The following is a 20,583-nucleotide window of genomic DNA, read 5'->3' on the forward strand; positions in this document are numbered from 1 at the left end:
ACCTTCATGTCTAAGATTATTATTAATGATATGACTTTACGTGATGGTATGCATCCCATGCGCCATCAAACTACACCTGAGCAAATGGTTGCGATTGCAACTGCTCTGGATGATGCCGGTGTACCGCTGATTGAAGTAACACACGGTGACGGCCTTGGCGGTAACTCTGTGAACTACGGTTTCGCAGCTGCAACTGATGAAGAATACCTGAAAGCGGTGATTCCAAACCTGAAACAAGCGAAAGTATCTGCACTTTTACTTCCTGGTATCGGTACGGTTGATCACCTGAAAATGGCACATGATGTAGGTGTAGCAACTATTCGTGTAGCGACTCACTCTACTGAAGCAGACGTTTCTGAACAGCACATTACTGCTGCTCGTAAACTGGGTATGGACACTGTGGGCTTCCTGATGATGGCGCACATGGCAACACCTGAAAAATTACTTGAAGAAGCACAAAAAATGGTGTCTTACGGTGCAAACTGTATTTATGTAACAGACTCTGCAGGTTACATGCTTCCTCAAGATGTGACTGACCGTGTAGGTATCTTACGTGCAAACTTGGGTTCAGAGATTGAACTCGGTTTCCATGGTCACCATAACTTAGGTATGGGCGTGGCAAACTCTGTTGCGGCTGTTGAAGCGGGTGCGATCCGTGTCGACTTGGCATCTGCGGGTCTAGGTGCAGGCGCAGGTAATACACCACTAGAACTATTTGTTGCAGTGGCGAACCGTATGGGTATGGACACTGGCGTAGACTTGTTCAAAGTTCAGGACGTTGCTGAAGAATTGGTTGTACCAATGATGCATCAACCGATCCGTGCTGACCGTGATGCAGCAACTCTAGGTTATGCTGGTGTGTATTCTTCATTCCTATTGTTCGCAAAACGTGCTGAAGCGAAATACGGCGTATCTGCTCGTGAAATCCTCATGGAATTGGGTCGTCGTGGTACGGTTGGTGGTCAGGAAGATATGATCGAAGACCTAGCATTGACCATGTCTAAAGCAAAAGAAGCCAATGCTTAATTTGCTTTAAAAAAAAAAGCGCCCGAAATGGGCGCTTTTTTTATGTCTGAAGTAGCTGTTTTGGTTTGAGATGGGCTTGAGATTACGTTGAGATTGATTTGAGGCATGGAAAGCGGATTGAAATAAGAAAAGTTCTGCGAACCAATGGCTGATTTCGAGCAGCCATAGTAGTAAAATTTAACTTTAAGTTGTTGATGATTATATAAATTAAATATCATGTCATAGCTAAATTTTATAACTCAAATAAGGATAAATCTCAGTAAAAAACTTTGTTTAAACTTAAAAGCAATTAATACAGCGCATGTAATTGCAAAAAATAAAAAACTTTAAATTTTATGTTAATAAAACATGTGGTTAATTTAATCAGTTGTTCTAAATGATAAAAAAGAGTTATTGTTTTAATCTCTAAGGAAAATAAGCAGAAATAGCTTCCAAAGTTCAAGTCGTACAAAAGCCTGATAAACCTTAATACTGTAGTCGGATTTTTTTCCAAGGTATTGTTGAGCATGATGATGTCATAGCTTAATTTGATCACTGGGAATAAGCCATGCGTCGTCAAAATTTATGGATAGCAATTCTTGCTGCGACAGCAACATTAGGAACATCTGCAACTTATGCGGACTTTGTTGACGACAGCCAAGTACAATTGAAATTTAAAAACTTCTACTTAGACCGTCAAATTAAAGAAAATCCAGCGGGTAACTGGGGTTCATGGTCACAGGGTGTGACTTTGGATGCCAAGTCAGGGTATCAAGATATTGGTGCAGGTATTCAAGTGGGTGCTGACCTTTTGGTTCAACATGCATTTAAACTTAATGCACGTGATAAAAACCCAGACTGGATCTTGCCGCACGATGGTAAAGAATCAAAAGATAACTTTGGTAAAGTGGGCGTGACCCTTAAAGCCAAAGTATCTGAAACTGAGTTGAAAGTGGGTGAGTTATTACCAGTGTCTCCAGTGTTGGTTTTCGATCCATCACGTCAGTTAATGACGACTTATAGCGGTGCATGGTTAGAATCGAAAGAGATTAAAGATACTAAGTTAACTTTGGCATACATTGACGGGATCAATAACCGTTATGACAACCAATTCCGTGATTTATCAATGTTCGCTCCAGGTAAAAGATTACCAGATGGCACCGTGGGCCATTATGATCTTGGGCCAACTTCTGATGGTATGTATATTGCGGGTATTGACCATCAATTTACACCTGAGATTGGTGGTAGCTATTGGTACGCTGATGTTCAAGACATTTACACACAGCAATATGTCGGCGCGAACTATAAAACCAAGTTAGGTGACAAAGCCAAACTGGATAGCCATATCCGTTACTTCGATAACTCGGATTCGGGTGACAAACTGTATGGCGAAATTGATAACCAAGCCTTATCGGTTGGTGCGAAAGTGAATTACGGTTCGCATACCTTTGGTTTGGGTTATCAACAAATGTTTGGTGATAATGCATTCCCAACACTGGGTGGATGGGTGCCGCAGCCGTACTTAGTCAACTGGGGTATAGCAACATTTACTGCAAAAAATGAAAAATCATGGGGCTTTACTTATGGCTATGATTTCTCAGAAATGGGTGTGAAAGGCTTAAATACAACTGCTGTGTATTTCACAGGTTCAGATGCAGAAATTGCTGGTCTTAAAGATCAGAAGTCAGATGAATTGAACTTAATTGTGAACTACACCGTGCCTGAAGGTAAGTTGAAGGGCTTAGGCTTCCAGGCAATGTATATCGATGCCGATTTCGATTACAAATCTGACTTGCAAGAGTACCGTGTCGCGACAACTTATACCTATAAGTTCTAATTTCTCAGGATAAAAAAGAGGGAAGTGGATTCATTGCTTCCCTTTTTATTTGCTGGGTTATTTAAAAAAGAAATACCTCAAAGATTTTATGGATATATTTTTGAGTTATATATTTAAAAAACAATAACTTAAATTATAGTCTATTTGTTGTTTATGATCGTAAATATGTATCAGTTAGCAGTGGCTGAACAGGTAATATGAGACTGTAAAAACCACAAAATCCAAAAGAGTCCCCCTTGTGTTTAAATCCGTTATGGATTGAAACATAAGCTCTACGCAATACGAGGAGCATGTATGAGCACTGTTCAGATTCCTGACTATACAACTGATTCATTCTTTGGTTTAGAAGATAAATGGATTGAAACTGCTGAAGGCGAATTAACGCATTACCACGAAGTGGGTGAAGGCACACCAATTCTATTTTTACACGGTTCAGGTACAGGTGTATCTGCTGCTGCTAACTGGTGGTTGAACCTACCTCAAATTGGTGAACAAGCACGTTGTATCGCTATCGATACGATTGGCTATGGTCAAACTGTTGTTGCACCGAATACTGCTTATGGTATCCGTGCTTGGGTTGATCACGCTGTACGTACGTTAGACGCACTAGGTATTGAAAAAACTTGGTTAGTGGGTAACTCACTCGGTGGCTGGTTAGCATTCCAAATGGCTTTGGACTATCCAGAACGTGTATTGGGTATCGTTTCTATGGGTACAGGCGGTGCTAAACAAACTGCAGCACTTAAAGCACATGCAAACCCTGTATTAACCGAAGAAGGCATCAAGAAAACCTTGTCTATGTTTGTTGTAAACAAAGACTTGATCACAGACGAATTGGTAAAAGTACGTTTTGCATCTGCTGCAAATGACTATGCATCTAACCGTTTGATGGATGTTGTTGGCGCACGTGACCGTGACCGTTTTGAATTCCCACTCGACTTCGAAAAAATGAAAGACATTACTGTACCAGTATTGCTTATTCACGGTGTACAAGACGTGGTGATTCCAGTATCTCGTACGTGGGATATTTTAAACACTGTTCCAAATGCAGATGCGCATATCTTTAGCCAATGTGGTCACTGGTCACAAGTTGAAAAAGCTGAAGAATTCAACACAGTTATTAAAGACTACCTAACTGCACGCGGTGTTTAATCGAGCAGCTGAGTTAATACAAAAAGGGATGGTATAGACCATCCTTTTTTATATAAAAATTTTGACTTTAAAATAATAAATGAGTATTATTCTCATTAATGGAGCAACAGTACACGGTCTAAATCAATAAAAAGGCATAAAATAAGCCCATCTAAATGGTTGGGGGAGGGGAATTATTTATTAGACTTAAGTTGTAAATCGGCAATTTTTAGCAATTTTTATCAATGTCTAAACTAAAATTTATAAGTTATTTTCCATCAAGTCGATATGCATGATAGATAAAATGCGTCGATTAAAACATTTAAACGATTAAAAAAGCGACTTTTTAGCCATAAAAAAAGCACCATTATTCATTTTAAAAATAATGGTGCTATATCTATAAATTATGACTTGGCGAAAATTAACGCTGTTCGCGATTAATATCGAGATAAAAAACTTTGGTTAGCAGTTCAAGGAATTTATCTACAGCCACAGAACTCGCCGTTTTTCGGTAACTTACATACAAGTCTAGATACGGTAATTCGACATCTAAAGGACGAATCACCGTATTGTTCATGGTCAATGGCGCGATGTATCCCGGTAGGATCGTGCAGCCTAAGCCCATGCCGATGGAGTTAATGTTAAACAGGATATTGTCGGCTTTTTGCACGATATTAAATTGAATATCATGGGTCGAAGCAAAGTCCAAAATGGCTTCATGCAACGTGCCAGATTGTTCACGTGCAGGAATGATAAAATCAATCCCATTCAATGCTTTAACTGGAATGCGCTCGTACTTCGCTAAAGGGTGATCTTTGGGTAAAATAAAGATCAGCGGTTCACGCAGTACAAACTGACTTTCAATTTCGTCGCTGTGGAAGTTATTGCGGGTAAAAGTGATATCCAGTTCACCTTTTTGCAGCAATTTCATCTGATCGCGGTTATTTAAACTGAGTAATTCAATCTTGAGTTCTGGGTTCTGAACACGTAAATTTGGCAGCACATAAGGGAAGATTTTCATCTCTGCAACAGGGACAAAACCAATGCGCAGCATCTGCTGTTTGGCTTGTGAAACCTGACGTGCCATAGCCACAGCTTTGTCTGCTTGTGCCAAGGTTAAACGTGCTTGTTCTAGAAATACGGCACCTTCTTCTGTGAGCTCAACTTTGCGTTTAGTCCGGTGCAACAATTTTACGCCGACATCTTCTTCAAGATCTTTAATTTGTTGGCTTAAAGAAGGTTGAGCAGTATAAAGTTTTAACGCAGCTTTACTGAAATTGAGTTCTTCAGCAACAGTAATGAAGTAGCGTAAGTGTCGTAATTCCATATAATCAACCCGTGGAGTAATCCAAAAAATGTCTTACTTAGAAGTTCGTTCAGTATAATCTATAAACAACTATTGCGTGAGGATTATTTTGCCATTCACGAAATAAATGGTGTTCTCGGTAATTTAAAAAAAATACTATAAAAAAAATCTACCGTAATAATCCATAAAATCTCTTAATTAAAACAAAATAAATATTTCCCGAATATCGCTCTAAAATCCATCATCGTTGAAAAGTTGAGTCTATTACTTTGTGCCTTATGGTCACAGGAGAGCTTTTCATGAGTGGAAAAATTGATGTGCGCGAAATCGATGCTTTAGTCGATGCACAAAATGGACGTATCACGCCATCTATCTATACCGATCCAGACATTTACGAACTTGAATTAGAACGTGTGTTCGGTCGTACATGGTTATTCCTATGCCATGAGAGCCAAATTCCTAAAGCCGGCGATTTCTTCAATACCTATATGGGTGAAGATCCAATCATCGTGGCACGTCAAAAAGATGGCTCAATCAAAGCATTCTTAAACCAATGTCGTCACCGCTCTATGCGTGTGAGCTTCGCGGACTGTGGTAATACACGTGCATTTACTTGCCCATACCACGGCTGGTCTTATGGCATTGATGGTTCTCTAAAAGATATCCCGCTTGAAGATCGTGCTTACCCACATGGTGCATGTAAAGAGCAATGGGGTCTGGTAGAAGTTAACCGCGTTAAATCATACAAAGGCTTAGTATTCGGCTGCTGGGATGAAACAACTCCAGATCTAGAAGAATACATGGGTGATATCGCTTGGTACCTGGACGGCGTTGTAGACCGTCGTGAAGGTGGTACTGTGATCGTTGGTGGTGTACACAAATGGGAAATCGACTGTAACTGGAAATTTGCAGCTGAACAGTTCGCTTCTGACCAATACCACGCGTTGTTCTCTCATGCATCTGCGATTCAGGTGCTTGGTGCTAAACCAGATGATGAATCTTCTAAGAAATTAGGTGCTGCACAAACTGCCCGTCCAGTTTGGGAAACTGCCAAAGACGCGATCCAATACGGTTCACGTGGTCACGGTTCAGGCTTCTTCTTCACTGAGAAACCAGACGCAAACGTATGGGTGGATGGTGAAGTAGCAAACTACTTCCGTGAAACGTATGAAGAAGTGAAAGAACGCCTAGGTGAAACTCGTGCACTGCGTCTTGCTGGTCACAACACCATGTTCCCAACACTATCTTGGTTGAACGGTACTGCAACGCTTCGTGTATGGCACCCACGTGGTCCAAACAAGACTGAAGTATGGGCATTCTGTATCTGTGATGCGGACGCGCCAGAAGATGTACAAGCAGCATTTGAACGTTCTGCAACACGTGCCTTCGGTCCTGCTGGTTTCCTTGAGCAAGATGACTCTGAGAACTGGATTGAAATTCAAAAAGTTTTACGTGGTTATAAAGCACGTCAAAACAAACTCATTATGGAAATGGGTAAAGGCAACGAGAAAGTACGTGAAGATGGTATCCCGGGTATCACTAACTATATTTTCTCTGAGACTGCAGCACGTGGTATGTACCGCCGTTGGGCAGATTTATTGATTCATGAAAAATGGGAAGACGTTGAAGCTGCGGCTGACGAATATGAGAAGGAGCTTATGAAATGAGTCAAATCAGTTTAGAACTTCATCACCAAATTAGTCAGTTTCTTTATCGTGAAGCAAAATTGCTGGACGATTGGAAGTTCCGCGATTGGTTAGCTGTATTAGCGGAAGATATTTCTTATACGCTACGCACAACACCAAACGCGCAAACACGTGACCGTCGTCGTTCGATTGAGCCGCCAACAACTTGGGTATTTAACGATACTAAAGATTTGTTGGAACGCCGTGTAGCTCGTTTAGAGACAGGTATGGCTTGGGCTGAAGAACCTCCTTCACGTACAACACACATGGTTTCAAATGTGATTGTTGAAGCGACAGAAGTTGAAGGTGAATACGACGTTTACGTAACGTACTTGTTGTACCGTACCCAGAAAGAGAAAGATGTAACAATCTACTGTGGTAAGCGTCACGACAAGATCCGCAAAGTTGACACTGAGCAAGGTTTCGAAATCTTCAACCGTAAGATTACCCTTGATCAGGTGACTTACAACTCACATAACCTGAGCGTGTTCTTCTAATGAATAAGATTTTTGTTTGCCAAGTTGACGAATTAGACGAAGGCGAAGCATTGAAAGTAGATTGCGGCGTTAACGGTATCGATGCGCTTGCAGTATTCAACAACAATGGCGAATTTTTCGCGATGAACGACCGTTGTTCACATGGTAATGCTTCAATGTCTGAAGGTTACCTTGAAGATGATGGCACTGTTGAATGTCCACTTCATTCGGCTCGATTCTGTTTGAAAACTGGTCAAGCATTATGCTTACCAGCAACAGATCCTATCAAGACATTCCCTGTGATTGTTGAAGATGGTGCTTTATACGTAGAGATGGCAGGAGAGTAATCATGGGTTGGCTACAAGGCGAAGTTGCACTTATTACCGGTGGTGGTTCAGGCTTAGGCTGGGCATTGGTTGAACGTTTCTTAGAAGAAGGTGCACAAGTTGCTGTTCTTCAACGTTCTCAATCGAAAGTTGATGCATTGAAAGAACATTTTGGTGACCGCGTGCTTGCGATCGCAGGAGATGTAGCCAGCTATGAGGATAATGTTCGTGCAGTTCAAGCAACTGTAGAACATTATGGCAAACTTGACTGTTTCGTCGGAAACGCAGGTATCTGGGATCATTACGCAGATATCGTCAATACATCGGGTGAACAGCTGGAAAAAGCTTTTGATGAGATTATGGGGATTAACACCAAATCTCTCATCTTAGGTGCCAAAGCTGCACTTGATGCATTGATAGCTTCGGAAGGTTCTATCATATTTACTTTGTCTAACTCAGCACTGTATTCGGCAGGCGGAGGCCCTGTATACACAGCGTCTAAGCATGCTGGCGTTGGGATCATGAAAGAATTAGCCTATGAGCTTGCGCCTAAAGTACGAGTGAACGCTGTTGCTCCGTCGGGTATGAATGTAAACATCAAAGGCGCTGCATCTTTAGGCCAAGAAAACCTTGGTCTACTCGATGCACGTGATCCTGAGAAGATTGCACGCGGCATGCCGCTCAATTTCTTACCCGAACCTGAAGATATGACTGGTTCATACGTGTTATTGGCTTCTCGTCAAAACAACCGCCCATTAACTGGTGTTTTAATTAATGCTGAATGTGGTCTGGGTATCCGTGGTTTACGTCAACCACGTGCTGGCTTCTTTGACGAGATTTAATTCGCCAAATACGTAAAGGACTTACTCGGCAGCCGTCTTGGCTGCCTTCCGTTTAGGAGTCACCCATGGCCGTTAAACTTATTTGTGCATCGCACAGTCCCCTAATGGAATTCGCTTCTCCGCAAGAGAAATACAAAGAGGAAAAAGTTCGTGAAACTTTTGCCCAACTTGCGAAAGAAGTTGAAGACTATAATCCAACATTGATCATTACTTTTGGTCCAGACCATTTCAATGGTTTCTTCTATGACCTCATGCCATCTTTCTGCGTCGGTATTCGTGCCAAAGCCGCAGGTGACTGGGATTATGGTAAAGACAATGATCACATCAACGTACCTGAAGAAACTGCAGTGAATTTAGTACGTCGTGTGTTGGATGAAGGTGTTGATGTTGCGTACTCATACCGTATGCAAGCAGATCATGGCGTGACTCAACCATTACATTTCCTATGTGGTGGCAAGCTTGATCGTTATCCAACGATTCCAATTTTTATCAATGGTGCAGCTGCACCGATGCCAACAACCAAGCGTACAGTCGCTTTGGGTCGTGCAGTCGGTCAGTTCATTAAATCATTGAACTTAGAGAATGAACGTGTACTTGTTTTGGGTACAGGTGGTTTGTCTCATGATCCACCAACGCCGCAAATGGGTTCAGTTCCACCAGAAGTGGAAGAGTTCCTGATTGCAGGTCGTAATCCAACTGAAGAGGCACGTAATACACGTCAAGGCAAAATCATTGCTGTCGGTCAAAAACTCGCAGCGGGTGATACTTCTGTCGCAGTGCCTTTAAACCCAGAATGGGATCGTGCATTGCTTGATACTTTCGCCAAAGCTGACTTTGCTGCCATTGAAGCGATGACTGAAGCTGAAATTCGTGTTGAAGGTGGTCGTGGCGGTCAAGAAGTTCGTTCTTGGATGGCTGCTTTTGCTGCACTACATGAAGTTGGCGAATACGACATGACAACACATTGCTACGAAGACATTAGTGAGTGGATTGCGGGCTTCGGCATCGTATCTGCAGAATTGAAATAAGGAACAAACCCATGAGCCAAAATGGTATCGAAACCATCGTTATTGTTGGAGCTGGTCAAGCTGGTGCTAGCGCCATTTTAGAACTCCGTGCGAACAAGTATGAAGGCAAAATCATTTTGGTGGGTGATGAAACACATCTTCCTTATGAACGTCCGCCTTTGTCTAAAGACGTAATTCTAAAACCTGAAGAGACCAAAATCGAAATTCTGTCAGAAGAAAAATTGGCAGAACTCGGTGTTGAACATATTCGTGGCAATGGCGTTGTGAAAATCCATAGCGATGCAAAAACAGTTGAACTGAAAAATGGCGAAATTGTTGCATTTGACAAGTTGCTTCTAGCAACCGGTGGTGCAGCACGCCGTTTACCGAATTTCGATGCGCTGGGTAAACATGTTTATACGCTACGTAACCTAGAAGATTCACAAGCATTGGTGCCTGTATTACAAGCGGGTCGCCGTATTGTATTGATCGGCGGTGGTGTGATTGGTCTTGAGCTTGCTTCTTCAGCACGTTTCAAAGAGTGTCAGGTAACTGTGATCGAAATGGGTCCTATGGTGATGGGCCGCTGTTCACCTCGTATCCTGAGCGAATTCCTGCTTGAACAACAACGTTTGGCAGGGATCGACGTTCGTCTGGAAACCAAAATTGCAGATTGCAAACTGGATGGTGAAGAAGTGGTGATTACCCTTGAGGGTGGTGAAGAACTTCGCGCTGATGCTGTAGTTTATGGTATTGGTATCGTGCCAAATGCACAATTGGCTGTAGAAGCTGGCCTGGATGTTGATTTCGCGATTAAAGTAAATGAAAACTGCCAGACTTCAAATGCAGACATCTATGCAGCAGGTGATGTGGCAACTCAACTTCGTAATTGCGGTAACCACCGTCGTGTCGAAACTTGGGAAAATGCCAACCTGCAAGCAGGGATCTTTGCACGTCATGTGATGGGCGTTGAGCATCCGACACCTAACCCGGCATGGTTCTGGACAGATCAGTTGGACATCAATTATCAGTTCGTAGGTGACATGGCGGCTGCTGAATGGCAAGTTCGTGGTGAAATCAATCCAGAGCTTCGCGCTGAATCATCATTCGTGATGTTTGGTGTGACTGATGGCGTTATTGTCGGCGGTATTACGGTAAATGCGGCAAAAGAAATGCGTCACCTGAAAAAGCTGATCAGCAAGAATGCAGCGTTTGAAGCAGATAAATATTTAGATTTAAGCCAAGATTTACGTAAACTTGTAAAGTAAGCTGAATGTCTAAGATGAGCAGACTTGCGGTAACGTAGGTCTGTTTTTTTATGTCTTTAGTTTTAGCATCGCACTTATAAAGCTATTTTGTAGTCCATGTATATAGTTTTAGCTTATGTAGATCTATTCAACGGTTTTAATCCTCCCCAGCCCTCCTTTTTCAAAGGAGGGAGTAGTCTTTGTGAAGAATGGATTTCGTTTAGATGTTTCCCTCCTCTTTTTTTTAAGAGTGGTTAGGGGAGATTATTGATCGTTTGAAGAGAAGTCCTTATACCCCAAACGATCGGGTGGCATTCATACCGCCTCCAATTTAGTTGATAAAGGGGAGAACAATAATTGGTCTTAAACTTTATTAGTTAATGGTCTTACGAGTAGTTCCAGATCTGAATAGTGGGTTTCAGGTTAAGTCGTTAGAACAATCAAATTTGAGAATGAAATGAAATCTTCACTGCCGCTGACGGCAAGTATATATGCTCTTTTGGTACTGATTTGGGCGACGACGCCGCTCGCGATTGTGTGGAGTGTGCAGGAAATACATCCGATGTGGGTGTTGATTATCCGTTACTTCGGCGCATCTATTATTGCGCTGTTTCTATTGAAATTGATGCGTGATCCTTTGCCGTTTGATGAAACCTCATTAAAAAGTTATGTGGCAGGGAGTTTGAATTTGATTGGCGCACAGTTGTTTATTTATCTGGCAGCCAATTATCTCACCTCTGGTTTAATGGCACTGATTTTTGGTTTTTCACCCTTAATTGCCGGTTTGATTGGGCATGTAATTTTAAAAACACATAAATTGGTCGCTTTGCAGTGGTTGGGCATGGCGGTTGCAGTGGGAGGTCTAACTTTTGTCTTTGCAGATTCTGCTGATAGCAAAGTCAATCCAATTGGCGTTGTACTGATGCTAATCAGCATGGTGTCGTATATTAGTTCGATTTTTTGGGTGAAGCAGATTAATGCACCGTTAAAGCCGATGTCACAGGCAACCGGTTCCCTGATTGTTTCTGCTTTAGGATCGATGCTCATTATTCCATTTATTTGGCAGCATTTTCCAACCGAATTGCCAAGTGGCCGTGCCATGATAGGTTTTGTCTTTACCATGATCATGTCATCCATTGTGGCAATGCTGTGTTACTTCTGGCTTATAAGACGTTTGGCCGCATCAACGGTGTCACTCAGTAATGTGATGACACCTGTCATAGCATTGGTTTTGGGAGCTACGTTGAACAGTGAACATATTAGCTCCAATGCCTTTGTTGGAATCGTCGTCGTGATGTTTGGTATTGTGATGTACTTTTGGAAAGAGTGGCGCGAGCAGTATTTTAATAAAGTACGTTGAACCTCGTACATCTAGAGAATTATAAGGAAGCTGCGGCTTCCTTTTTTGTTCTATACCTTTGCGCTAAAGAGCGTGTTTCACATGGAATATGATGGCATTGTCGAAACAATCGACAGTTGGTGTAAAAACAACAAAATAACAAACAACAGCTACAGTCAGTTTGAGTACTATGGAATGAGCTATAAAATCAAATAGATCTGTTTGATAAAAATAAATTTAGGACAATTTTAAATGTCTGAATCTAACAAAATCGTGGTATATGCAGCGCTCTTCGGCAATTTAGCGATTGCACTGGTGAAGTTTGTCGCTGCCTATATCACGAATAGTTCTGCCATGTTGAGTGAAGCTATTCACTCTGTGGTTGATACTTTAAATGAAATCTTACTGCTCTACGGTATGAAAAAATCGCAGCAGCCAGCAAATGCACGCCATCCGTTTGGCTATGGGCGAGAGCTGTATTTTTGGGCTTTTATTGTGGCGTTGATGGTCTTTGCTTTGGGTGCGATCGTGTCGATTTATCAAGGGATTAGTCATATTTATCACCCCGAAGAAATGCAAAATCCGATGATTAACTATATCGTATTAGGTATTGCGATTTTGTGTGAAGGGACCTCTTGGTTTGTGGCATTGAAAGCATTTCGTAAAATCAAAGGGAAACAGGGCTATTTTGAAGCATTTCGACGCAGTAAAGATCCGACGACATTTACCGTGTTATTTGAAGATTCAGCAGCGCTGATTGGTCTGTTTATTGCCCTGATCGGTATCTATTTATCACACGCGCTGAATATGCCAATGCTTGATGGTCTGGCATCAATTCTAATTGGTGTGGTGCTCGCTATTTCAGCGATCTTACTTGCACGTGAGACTAAAGGATTGCTCATGGGAGAAACTGCTGACCCACAATTGAGGCATAATGTCTTGATGGTTGCAGAGCAAGATCCAGCAGTGCATTCTGCCAATGGGGTGTTAACAGAGCAGATGGGTGCACATCAAGTTTTGGCATCTTTGAGTCTTGAATTTAAAGATAATTTAACGTCAGATGATATAGAAGCTTGTGTCAACAGAATTGAAGCACAAATTAAACAGCTTCATCCTGAAATTGTGGCACTCTTTGTCAAGCCTCAATCTCGGAAGGTTTGGCTTGAGCGCATGAAAGGTCGTCTTGATCAATAGGTCTGCGAGGTTAAATACTTTGCAAGGTTTGTCAGCATAGTGAATGAATTTTAAATACACATGAATCAAAAAACTCAATCAGCACAGTTTCAAATCAGTACTAAAAGCTGTATGAAACATACGTGGACGAAGCCTGTATTTGATTATCTGGCAACTGACCATTTTAATGGGGAAAATTTTTTTAATACCCTTCGAAATCCAGATGCGTTTACGCGTAAAGATATGCTGAAATGGATCATGACGCGTAAAAGCGATACATGGAAAGTAGATCGTGAGCAAGAATACCAACAGTTTTTTGCTTCTTCGCGTAGCATTCCGCAAAATCGACCTTTGGCTAAAATGGATGATTGGTTGGTATGGTTTGTCGGACATGCGACGGTTTTGATTCAAATTGGTCCATATAATTTTTTGACCGATCCTGTGTGGGCGGAGTATGCAGGCCCACGTCAGGGGACTGGACCACGACGCGCGTGTCCTGCAGGCATTGCCTTAGAAGAATTACCCACCATTCATGGGGTTTTGCTGAGTCATAATCATTATGATCATATGGATTTGGCAAGTCTAGATTGGTTGCATGAACAATTTGCTATGCCGATTTATACTGGTTTAGGCAACGCTTATTATTTGCCAACACACTTCAATGTCATTGAACTTGATTGGTGGCAATCGGAAATGTTTGAAGATTTACGCATCGTCTATACGCCTGCACAGCATGGTTCAGGTCGTGGTTGGCGAGATCAAAATCATGCCTTATGGGGAGGTTTTTCCATCGTGCATAGTACAGGACATTTCTTCTTTGCTGGAGATACGGGCTATGCCGCGCATTTCAAACAAATCCATACACGCCTAGGTGCACCACGAGTAGCGTTATTACCGATTGGAGCTTATGAGCCACGTCGTTTAATGAAATATTTGCACATGAATCCCGAAGAAGCTTTTCAGGCGCATAAAGATTTACAGTCAAAATGTTCATTGGCCATGCATTATCGGACGTTTCAGTTGACTGATGAAGCTAGAGACCAACCAGAACATGACTTACATCAAGCCATGCGTAAAACGTCAAAGTTAATGAATCCATTTTTGACCATGCATGAAGGCAAAAAATTGATTGTTTAAGGATTAATTAGAAGGTAATTGGAATATTTAATGCCAAGAAAAAACCACCTTAAAAGGTGGTTTTTTTATTCAAAGATAAAACTTAAAGCAAGCCAGGATTACCTTGAGCTGGATCAGTTGCACGAGCAGCTTGCGCATCCGCTACAGTTAAGCCTAATGCTTTTGCAACACCTTCACCATAAGCTGGATCACATGCGTAACAGTTACGGATATGACGGTATTTGATGAAGTCGAGTGCATCGCCCATTGCGCCAGCAGTGTTATTAAACAATGCTTGTTTTTGTTCATCATTCATTAAGTTGAATAATGCACGTGGTTGACTGAAATAGTCGCTGTCATCTTCACGATAATCCCACAAGTCAGCATCACCAGTAATTTTCAATGGTGGTTCTTTGTATTGTGGTTGCTCTTGCCATTGGCTGAAGCTGTTTGGTTCATAATGCGGTGTTGCACCATAGTTACCATCCATACGGCCTTGACCATCACGACGGTTCGAGTGAACAGGGCAACGTGGTGCATTTACAGGAATTTGGTAATGGTTTACACCCACGCGATAACGTGCAGCATCAGCATAGTTGAATAAACGCGCTTGCAGCATACGGTCAGGTGAGAAGCTAATGCCCGGCACCAAGTTACTTGGTGCAAAAGCGGCTTGTTCAACATCTTGGAAATAGTTTTCAGGGTTACGGTTGAGTTCGAATTCACCCACTTCAATCAACGGATAGTCGCCTTTAGGCCATACTTTGGTTAAATCAAATGGGTGATAAGGTACTTTTTCTGCATCAAGTTCAGGCATAATTTGAACGTACATTTTCCATTTTGGAAAATCGCCGCGTTCAATTGCATTGAACAGATCGGTTTGTGAGCTTTCACGGTCTTTGGCAATAATCGCTTCAGCTTCAGCATCGGTTAAGTTTTTAATGCCTTGTTGAGTGCGCATGTGGAATTTAACCCAGAAGCGTTCATTATTGGCATTAATAAAACTGAAAGTATGACTGCCAAAACCATGCATATGACGGTAACCATCTGGAATACCGCGGTCAGACATCACAATCGTAACTTGGTGTAGAGCTTCAGGTAGTAAAGTCCAAAAATCCCAGTTATTAGTTGCACTACGCTTATTGGTTTTAGGATCGCGTTTTACTGCTTTGTTTAAGTCAGGGAATTTACGAGCATCACGTAGGAAGAAGACAGGGGTGTTATTACCAACTAAATCCCAGTTACCTTCTTCAGTATAGAATTTCAGGGCAAAACCACGAATATCGCGTTCTGCATCTGCAGCACCACGCTCACCTGCTACGGTAGAAAAACGAGCAAAAAGTTCAGTTTTTTTACCAACTTCTGAGAAAATTTTAGCGCGGGTATATTGGGTAATATCGTTAGTCACGGTAAACGTACCGAAAGCACCAGAACCTTTGGCATGCATACGACGCTCTGGAATTACTTCACGAACGAAATTACCGAGTTTTTCATTAAGCCATAGGTCTTGGGCAAGCAAAGGACCACGTGCACCTGCCGTCATACTGTTCTGGTTGTCTACAACAGGAGCACCAGCATCAGTTGTTAGGTGGGTGACAGGACATTTTTTAACGTCGTCGCTCATTGAGTATCTCCATTATTATAATCATGTATTAAAGTTGGGAGTTATAACCCTTCAATTGATAACACGCTCAACAGCACATGACATTAACCGTTTTGTTAATTCATTTTAAAGTGACAATGTGACAACAGTTTTTCTCTCATTCTAAAATTTTTCAAGCAGCAATCAATCGAAGAGAAGTCATAAAACTGTAGCCGTTAAAAGCTTAAAAATCTTTATATACTTATTGACTCTAAAGCTTTCTGTGGCTTTTGACAAATGGAAAAATAGTTTTGAATAAATGGTTAATTCGATTGGTTAAGTTATTGAATTTATATTATTTATTTATATATTTTGTTTTAATATTTTATCCATGAATTAAACTCAAATATAAAGCTATGATAGGTAGAACAGGACGAAATATCTAAATCCATATTTTTATTATGGATTTTGGCCTTAATATAGGTTTTTTTGCTGATTCTAGTTAATGAAAGACATTTTTATGTTGTTAATATTGCAGAGCTTTTCAACATTAAAGACATTATTTAATACTTAAAATAAGCTAAAAATACAGCTGAAGAAATATTGGCAAGTGGTCTAAGTTGTTTTAGAAAATTGTAAATAAATTTTTATGGGGTGATGCCAGTTGGTACAGCTATCTCTATTGTTGTCAGGTCAGGTGTTGTCACTCCAGCTTGAATCGATTCCTACATCATATCAACATACTAGGCAACCTTACGTGATCGCATATCGTAGTTGAGGGGGGTTAATGGCGAACCCATTTTGACCTCGGGATATATTTTACGCCCAAAAGGATAAGCACTTAAACAAGACTGGACCGTATTGGCATGAGCACATGGCACGACTGTGTGGCTGATACAAGTGCTCCTTCAAGTGATTATACAATGGGCCTGTATATAGTTTGCAACTAGTCATAGATAGTGCAATCGACAGTTGTTTGAGGCATGGCTATGTAGTGGTTGCAACAGATTATAAGGACTGGGTAAGCCAAAACTGCGCCCTCATATGAATGTAGTCAGTTAAGTTTATAATTTGGTGCATTCTGTGCGTGCATTGCATTCTTGGAAGCCGAGGCAATTTAGTAAAGACTGGATGGTGATGGGGCGTAGTCAAGGTGGTGCAGCTGCTATTGCGGTTGCAGCTCAGGGGCAAAAAGATGCGCTTGAATTAAATTTTAAAGCTGCAATACCCTTGGCACCGGGTGGTTATCAATATGAATGTATTGCTGAATACGTAGAAACCAATCCAAATCCAGATACCAATGTAGCGGCATTTTTCCCCAGCGTGTTGTAGGGAGCAGCCGCAGCAGATCGATCAATGTAGATCAACAGGTTAGTCCAGATATGCAGTCTTTACTAAATCAGGCCCGTAAACGCTGTTTATCAGAACTAAAAAATTAGTTAAAACAAGCACATCAGCCAATCTTTTAAAAAATTCAGACTTAAGGCCATCCCTAAGCTATTTAAAACGGTAGTCGATTGAATATATGACCCTAACCGTAACACTGATGTTTGTTTAAGGCGCCGCAGACCATTTGTAGATCACCTTGGTACTCAAAGTTATTACCAGCAAGTGTGCAAACAAAAATTGCCAGCGGTCTATCATGCGATCCCAAATGGCGATCATCGAGATGCATTACGCCATAGCCCGAAATATACGGCTGAGTTTTTAAAGAGCTTACAACTGGCCAGCATTGCAAAGGCGTATAAATGAGATAAGTAAGCTAGCAATATAAGCTTAACTTCTAAAACACTTTTATTGAAGGATGAACCAAGTGATGAATGATTTTCTTCTACCGTAAAAATGAATTTCCTAAATATTTAAAATAACTGGTTTAAGAGCCGTTTTTTTGTAAATAACATGACTTTATTTTATTCACCAATGCATTTGAAACGTCATTAGACTTGTCCGCGAAGTCTAATCGCGCAACATATGAATTATATCTCGCTTTAATTCATCCCATTCAGTAAAGTTTGGTACGATCAACAAGCTTTGCGAAACAAAGCCATAACACACTCTTTGTATATTTAAAGCCATTGGCTTGAGCTTTTCCTCGTTATTTATAAAAGGCTTAAGCATGTGTTGCCACATTTGCACCATCATGACATAACTTTTACGGTAACTTTCAATATCTGAAATCTGCCGTTCCAACAAAAATACCTGCGACCATAAAAACTGCTGTGCTTGAATTTGCTCAATTTGAAAGTGAATAATGCGCTCCAAATACGTCTGAAACTCCAAATCTGTGGATAACTTGATCAAGCTTTGTGCATAACTTTTTAAGCTTTCCGCATTGTGTTTCACATGCAAATGAATGGTCAACGCAATCAAATCTTCCTTCTTCGAAAAATATTCATAAAAGGTTCCCAAGCCCACGCCTGCAAGGTCGGTAATCTCCCGAATGGTAATTTGGCTGGCAGGGCGCTCATGCAAAAGCCGAACAAAACTGTCCTGTAAGGCTTCTTGCGTCAGTTTTGCACGTGATTGACGTGGCTTACGCCGTATTTTAATGGCTAAATTCTTCATATTTTTAAGCGCGGAAAACCGAACGTCTATGCTTTAAATTTTCTCTATACTGAAATGAAATGCCAACAAGAACAAGCGGAAAATATAGTCGATGAATACATTAGAACAGACATGGATGACGCATCAAATCAGCAACCAATTTGATGAACTGGAAAACTACAATCTATTTTCAAGCGATACGGTTTTACATGAAATCTTAAAACGCTGCAGCAGCCATGATCAGCCGACTTTATGCGAAATGGGTAAAGTGGCAGGTTCAAGTGAATACTTTCAGCATGGGGCTTTAGCCAACAAACATACCCCAATTTTACATGCCTTCGATGCGCGAGGCCGCCGTACTGACTTTATCGAGTTTCATCCTTCATGGCATAAATGGATGGGACTCAACCGCCAGTTTGATACCCATGCACATCCATTTAATCAGCCAAATTCCAAGGCAAAATGGGTGGAGTGGGCAGCACGTTTTTATTTAGCAGGTCAGGTCGAGTGCGGCAATTTATGTCCAAATTCAATGACACTCGGCAGTATTCCACTCATTCAACGTGAGTCTGAACTGTGGGCGAAAATTGGCGAGAAACTACTATCGACAGAATATGATGAACGCGATGTACCGATTGCGCAGAAAAAGTCGATTTGGCTCGGTATGGGCATGACCGAAAAGCAGGGCGGTTCGGATGTACGCGCCAATAAAACTATCGCTGTACCTGTAGCAGAAACAGGACGAGGCAAAGCTTATTTGCTCACAGGGCATAAATGGTTTTTCTCTGCACCAATGTGTGATGCGCATTTGGTAGTGGCAAAAACCGAACAAGATGGCTTGGCCTGCTTCTTTGTGCCGCGTTGGCTGGAAGATGGCACGAAGAATAATATTCAGGTACAGCGCCTAAAAGAAAAAGTCGGTAACCGCAGTAACTCAAGCTCGGAAGTCGAATTCAAAAATGCATGGAGCATCATGATTGGTGAGGCAGGGCGTGGCATTCCAACCATTATTGAAATGGCGAACTATACTCGTCTGACCTGTTCGGTCGGTTCAAGTGCCATGCTGCGTCAAGCCTTGGTGCAATGTATTGCTTATACCCGTCAGCGTCAGGCTTTTGGTAAACATCTGATTGATCAACCCCTAATGCGAGCAGTCTTGGCAGATTTAGCTTTGGAAAGTGAAGCAGCGACGCAGCTCAGTTTCCATTTGGCGCAGTGCTATGAATCGGATGATACTTTGTCTGTGGCATGGAAGCGCATCATGACGCCAGCAGCCAAGTTTTGGATTTGTAAGCGTGCGGTAGAGCTAACAGGGGAGATGATGGAAGTCTTTGGTGGTAATGGCTATGTTGATAACGGCATCATGGCGCGCATTTTTAAAGAAGCACCTGTGAATACCATTTGGGAAGGTTCAGGCAATGTTATGTGCTTAGATGTGCTGCGCGCGATTGGGCGTGATCCTAAATCTATTGAGGTGCTGTTTAAAGATTTGGCCAGTACAGCAAGTACAGATGAAAGCTTGCAAACAGAATTGCAGGACTTGTTCAGGTTGTTCCATCAATCGCCTGAAGATTTACAATTTATGGGGCGCAGTTTGGTCAGTCGTTTAACGGTACTTGCACAAGCGGTGTTATTGAAACGCTATGCGCCTGATTATGTAGCAAATGGTTTTATTCAAAGCCGTTATAGTGCGAAACATGGGCAAGTGGTGGGGATGTTGGATGCTAAAATGGTCGATGTGGAGCGTTTGTTGGAACGGGCTTTCGCAAGTTAAATACAATGTATTTCCCTCTCTTAATGGGAGAGGGTTTTGGAGATGGGAATAATGTGGGAAAACAATTTTTTATGGACATGGGACTAACTACGCTGTATCAAAAAGCCATAGGAAAGTGCTTGAAAAAATCTAAAAATAGACCAATATATGCACTACAGCACGAGGGTGCTGTATAGGCAAAAGGTGAATGCAA

At 41.6% G+C, this 20,583-nt stretch carries 17 protein-coding genes; 14 read left to right on the forward strand and 3 right to left on the reverse strand.

Features of this window, described 5'->3' with window-relative positions; translation table 11 throughout:
- Positions 1 to 6 precede the first annotated feature (6 nt).
- The 3 genes from dmpG to FTT77_RS04645 all read left to right on the forward strand — a co-directional run bounded on the left by dmpG (position 7) and on the right by FTT77_RS04645 (position 3,994).
- Complete coding sequence (gene dmpG / locus FTT77_RS04635) at positions 7 to 1,026, forward strand: 4-hydroxy-2-oxovalerate aldolase (RefSeq protein WP_180109046.1); 1,020 nt, start codon at positions 7 to 9, stop codon at positions 1,024 to 1,026.
- A 547-nt stretch (positions 1,027 to 1,573) separates the two neighbouring features.
- Positions 1,574 to 2,842 carry an OprD family outer membrane porin gene (locus tag FTT77_RS04640; RefSeq protein ID WP_180078117.1) on the forward strand — a complete coding sequence of 423 codons (1,269 nt, stop codon included), beginning with the start codon at positions 1,574 to 1,576 and terminating at the stop codon, positions 2,840 to 2,842.
- A gap of 294 nt (positions 2,843 to 3,136) precedes the next feature.
- The gene (locus tag FTT77_RS04645) at positions 3,137 to 3,994 is read left to right on the forward strand and encodes an alpha/beta fold hydrolase (protein ID WP_078189745.1); all 858 of its coding nucleotides are present in this window, start codon (positions 3,137 to 3,139) and stop codon (positions 3,992 to 3,994) included.
- 400 nt (positions 3,995 to 4,394) lie between these two features.
- On the opposite strand, the gene hcaR is transcribed toward FTT77_RS04645, so the two are convergent.
- Positions 4,395 to 5,300 carry a DNA-binding transcriptional regulator HcaR gene (gene hcaR, locus FTT77_RS04650; protein WP_180002937.1) on the reverse strand — a complete coding sequence of 302 codons (906 nt, stop codon included), beginning with the start codon at positions 5,298 to 5,300 and terminating at the stop codon, positions 4,395 to 4,397.
- Positions 5,301 to 5,578: 278 nt separating this feature from the next.
- On the opposite strand from hcaR, the gene hcaE reads away from it, so the two are divergent.
- From hcaE to FTT77_RS04695, 9 genes are all read left to right on the forward strand, one after another.
- Positions 5,579 to 6,946, forward strand: a complete 1,368-nt coding sequence (gene hcaE / locus FTT77_RS04655; RefSeq protein ID WP_078192774.1) for a 3-phenylpropionate/cinnamic acid dioxygenase subunit alpha — start codon at positions 5,579 to 5,581, stop codon at positions 6,944 to 6,946.
- Complete coding sequence (gene hcaF, locus FTT77_RS04660) at positions 6,943 to 7,461, forward strand: 3-phenylpropionate/cinnamic acid dioxygenase subunit beta (RefSeq protein WP_067763936.1); 519 nt, start codon at positions 6,943 to 6,945, stop codon at positions 7,459 to 7,461. Before hcaE ends, hcaF begins: the two co-directional genes overlap by 4 nt.
- The gene (gene hcaC / locus FTT77_RS04665; RefSeq protein ID WP_067763933.1) at positions 7,461 to 7,787 is read left to right on the forward strand and encodes a 3-phenylpropionate/cinnamic acid dioxygenase ferredoxin subunit; all 327 of its coding nucleotides are present in this window, start codon (positions 7,461 to 7,463) and stop codon (positions 7,785 to 7,787) included. Before hcaF ends, hcaC begins: the two co-directional genes overlap by 1 nt.
- A 2-nt stretch (positions 7,788 to 7,789) precedes the next feature.
- The gene (gene hcaB, locus FTT77_RS04670) at positions 7,790 to 8,608 is read left to right on the forward strand and encodes a 3-phenylpropionate-dihydrodiol/cinnamic acid-dihydrodiol dehydrogenase (protein ID WP_078192772.1); all 819 of its coding nucleotides are present in this window, start codon (positions 7,790 to 7,792) and stop codon (positions 8,606 to 8,608) included.
- 65 nt (positions 8,609 to 8,673) lie between these two features.
- Positions 8,674 to 9,636: a 3-carboxyethylcatechol 2,3-dioxygenase gene (locus tag FTT77_RS04675; RefSeq protein ID WP_180109045.1), complete on the forward strand. Its 963-nt coding sequence runs from the start codon at positions 8,674 to 8,676 to the stop codon at positions 9,634 to 9,636.
- Between the two features lie 11 nt (positions 9,637 to 9,647).
- On the forward strand, positions 9,648 to 10,883 hold the full coding sequence (gene hcaD, locus FTT77_RS04680; RefSeq protein WP_168377925.1) for a 3-phenylpropionate/cinnamic acid dioxygenase ferredoxin--NAD(+) reductase subunit: 1,236 nt from the start codon (positions 9,648 to 9,650) through the stop codon (positions 10,881 to 10,883).
- A gap of 436 nt (positions 10,884 to 11,319) precedes the next feature.
- Positions 11,320 to 12,222, forward strand: coding sequence for a DMT family transporter (locus FTT77_RS04685; RefSeq protein ID WP_168377924.1), 903 nt, complete (start codon positions 11,320 to 11,322; stop codon positions 12,220 to 12,222).
- Between the two features lie 231 nt (positions 12,223 to 12,453).
- Positions 12,454 to 13,395, forward strand: a complete 942-nt coding sequence (locus FTT77_RS04690; RefSeq protein WP_078192768.1) for a cation diffusion facilitator family transporter — start codon at positions 12,454 to 12,456, stop codon at positions 13,393 to 13,395.
- Between the two features lie 60 nt (positions 13,396 to 13,455).
- A complete protein-coding gene (locus FTT77_RS04695) occupies positions 13,456 to 14,511 on the forward strand; it encodes an MBL fold metallo-hydrolase (protein WP_180109044.1) in 1,056 nt (351 codons plus the stop codon).
- Positions 14,512 to 14,593: 82 nt separating this feature from the next.
- Here the strand turns inward: FTT77_RS04695 and FTT77_RS04700 are convergent, their stop codons facing one another.
- Positions 14,594 to 16,114: a catalase gene (locus FTT77_RS04700; protein WP_111884100.1), complete on the reverse strand. Its 1,521-nt coding sequence runs from the start codon at positions 16,112 to 16,114 to the stop codon at positions 14,594 to 14,596.
- A 1,041-nt stretch (positions 16,115 to 17,155) separates the two neighbouring features.
- On the opposite strand from FTT77_RS04700, the gene FTT77_RS04705 reads away from it, so the two are divergent.
- Positions 17,156 to 17,404: a hypothetical protein gene (locus tag FTT77_RS04705; protein WP_180062908.1), complete on the forward strand. Its 249-nt coding sequence runs from the start codon at positions 17,156 to 17,158 to the stop codon at positions 17,402 to 17,404.
- Positions 17,405 to 18,028: 624 nt separating this feature from the next.
- On the opposite strand, the gene FTT77_RS04710 is transcribed toward FTT77_RS04705, so the two are convergent.
- The gene (locus FTT77_RS04710) at positions 18,029 to 18,637 is read right to left on the reverse strand and encodes a TetR/AcrR family transcriptional regulator (protein ID WP_180109043.1); all 609 of its coding nucleotides are present in this window, start codon (positions 18,635 to 18,637) and stop codon (positions 18,029 to 18,031) included.
- A gap of 91 nt (positions 18,638 to 18,728) precedes the next feature.
- On the opposite strand from FTT77_RS04710, the gene FTT77_RS04715 reads away from it, so the two are divergent.
- Positions 18,729 to 20,390 carry an acyl-CoA dehydrogenase family protein gene (locus FTT77_RS04715; RefSeq protein ID WP_180109042.1) on the forward strand — a complete coding sequence of 554 codons (1,662 nt, stop codon included), beginning with the start codon at positions 18,729 to 18,731 and terminating at the stop codon, positions 20,388 to 20,390.
- The last annotated feature ends 193 nt before the right edge of the window (positions 20,391 to 20,583 follow it).

The sequence above is a fragment of the Acinetobacter sp. YH01010 genome, assembly GCF_013420775.1.
GTDB classification, from domain to species: domain Bacteria; phylum Pseudomonadota; class Gammaproteobacteria; order Pseudomonadales; family Moraxellaceae; genus Acinetobacter; species Acinetobacter amyesii.

Excerpts from the sequence above, each read along its gene's own strand:
- hcaR (WP_180002937.1), bottom strand. The coding sequence starts at position 5,300 with ATGGAATTACGACACTTACGCTACTTCATTACTGTTGCTGAAGAACTC.
- hcaC (WP_067763933.1), top strand. The coding sequence starts at position 7,461 with ATGAATAAGATTTTTGTTTGCCAAGTTGACGAATTAGACGAAGGCGAA.
- FTT77_RS04640 (WP_180078117.1), top strand. The coding sequence starts at position 1,574 with ATGCGTCGTCAAAATTTATGGATAGCAATTCTTGCTGCGACAGCAACA.
- FTT77_RS04685 (WP_168377924.1), top strand. The coding sequence starts at position 11,320 with ATGAAATCTTCACTGCCGCTGACGGCAAGTATATATGCTCTTTTGGTA.
- hcaE (WP_078192774.1), top strand. The coding sequence starts at position 5,579 with ATGAGTGGAAAAATTGATGTGCGCGAAATCGATGCTTTAGTCGATGCA.
- FTT77_RS04710 (WP_180109043.1), bottom strand. The coding sequence starts at position 18,637 with ATGAAGAATTTAGCCATTAAAATACGGCGTAAGCCACGTCAATCACGT.
- FTT77_RS04675 (WP_180109045.1), top strand. The coding sequence starts at position 8,674 with ATGGCCGTTAAACTTATTTGTGCATCGCACAGTCCCCTAATGGAATTC.
- FTT77_RS04695 (WP_180109044.1), top strand. The coding sequence starts at position 13,456 with ATGAATCAAAAAACTCAATCAGCACAGTTTCAAATCAGTACTAAAAGC.
- FTT77_RS04645 (WP_078189745.1), top strand. The coding sequence starts at position 3,137 with ATGAGCACTGTTCAGATTCCTGACTATACAACTGATTCATTCTTTGGT.
- FTT77_RS04715 (WP_180109042.1), top strand. The coding sequence starts at position 18,729 with ATGAATACATTAGAACAGACATGGATGACGCATCAAATCAGCAACCAA.
- hcaB (WP_078192772.1), top strand. The coding sequence starts at position 7,790 with ATGGGTTGGCTACAAGGCGAAGTTGCACTTATTACCGGTGGTGGTTCA.
- FTT77_RS04690 (WP_078192768.1), top strand. The coding sequence starts at position 12,454 with ATGTCTGAATCTAACAAAATCGTGGTATATGCAGCGCTCTTCGGCAAT.
- FTT77_RS04700 (WP_111884100.1), bottom strand. The coding sequence starts at position 16,114 with ATGAGCGACGACGTTAAAAAATGTCCTGTCACCCACCTAACAACTGAT.
- dmpG (WP_180109046.1), top strand. The coding sequence starts at position 7 with ATGTCTAAGATTATTATTAATGATATGACTTTACGTGATGGTATGCAT.
- hcaD (WP_168377925.1), top strand. The coding sequence starts at position 9,648 with ATGAGCCAAAATGGTATCGAAACCATCGTTATTGTTGGAGCTGGTCAA.
- hcaF (WP_067763936.1), top strand. The coding sequence starts at position 6,943 with ATGAGTCAAATCAGTTTAGAACTTCATCACCAAATTAGTCAGTTTCTT.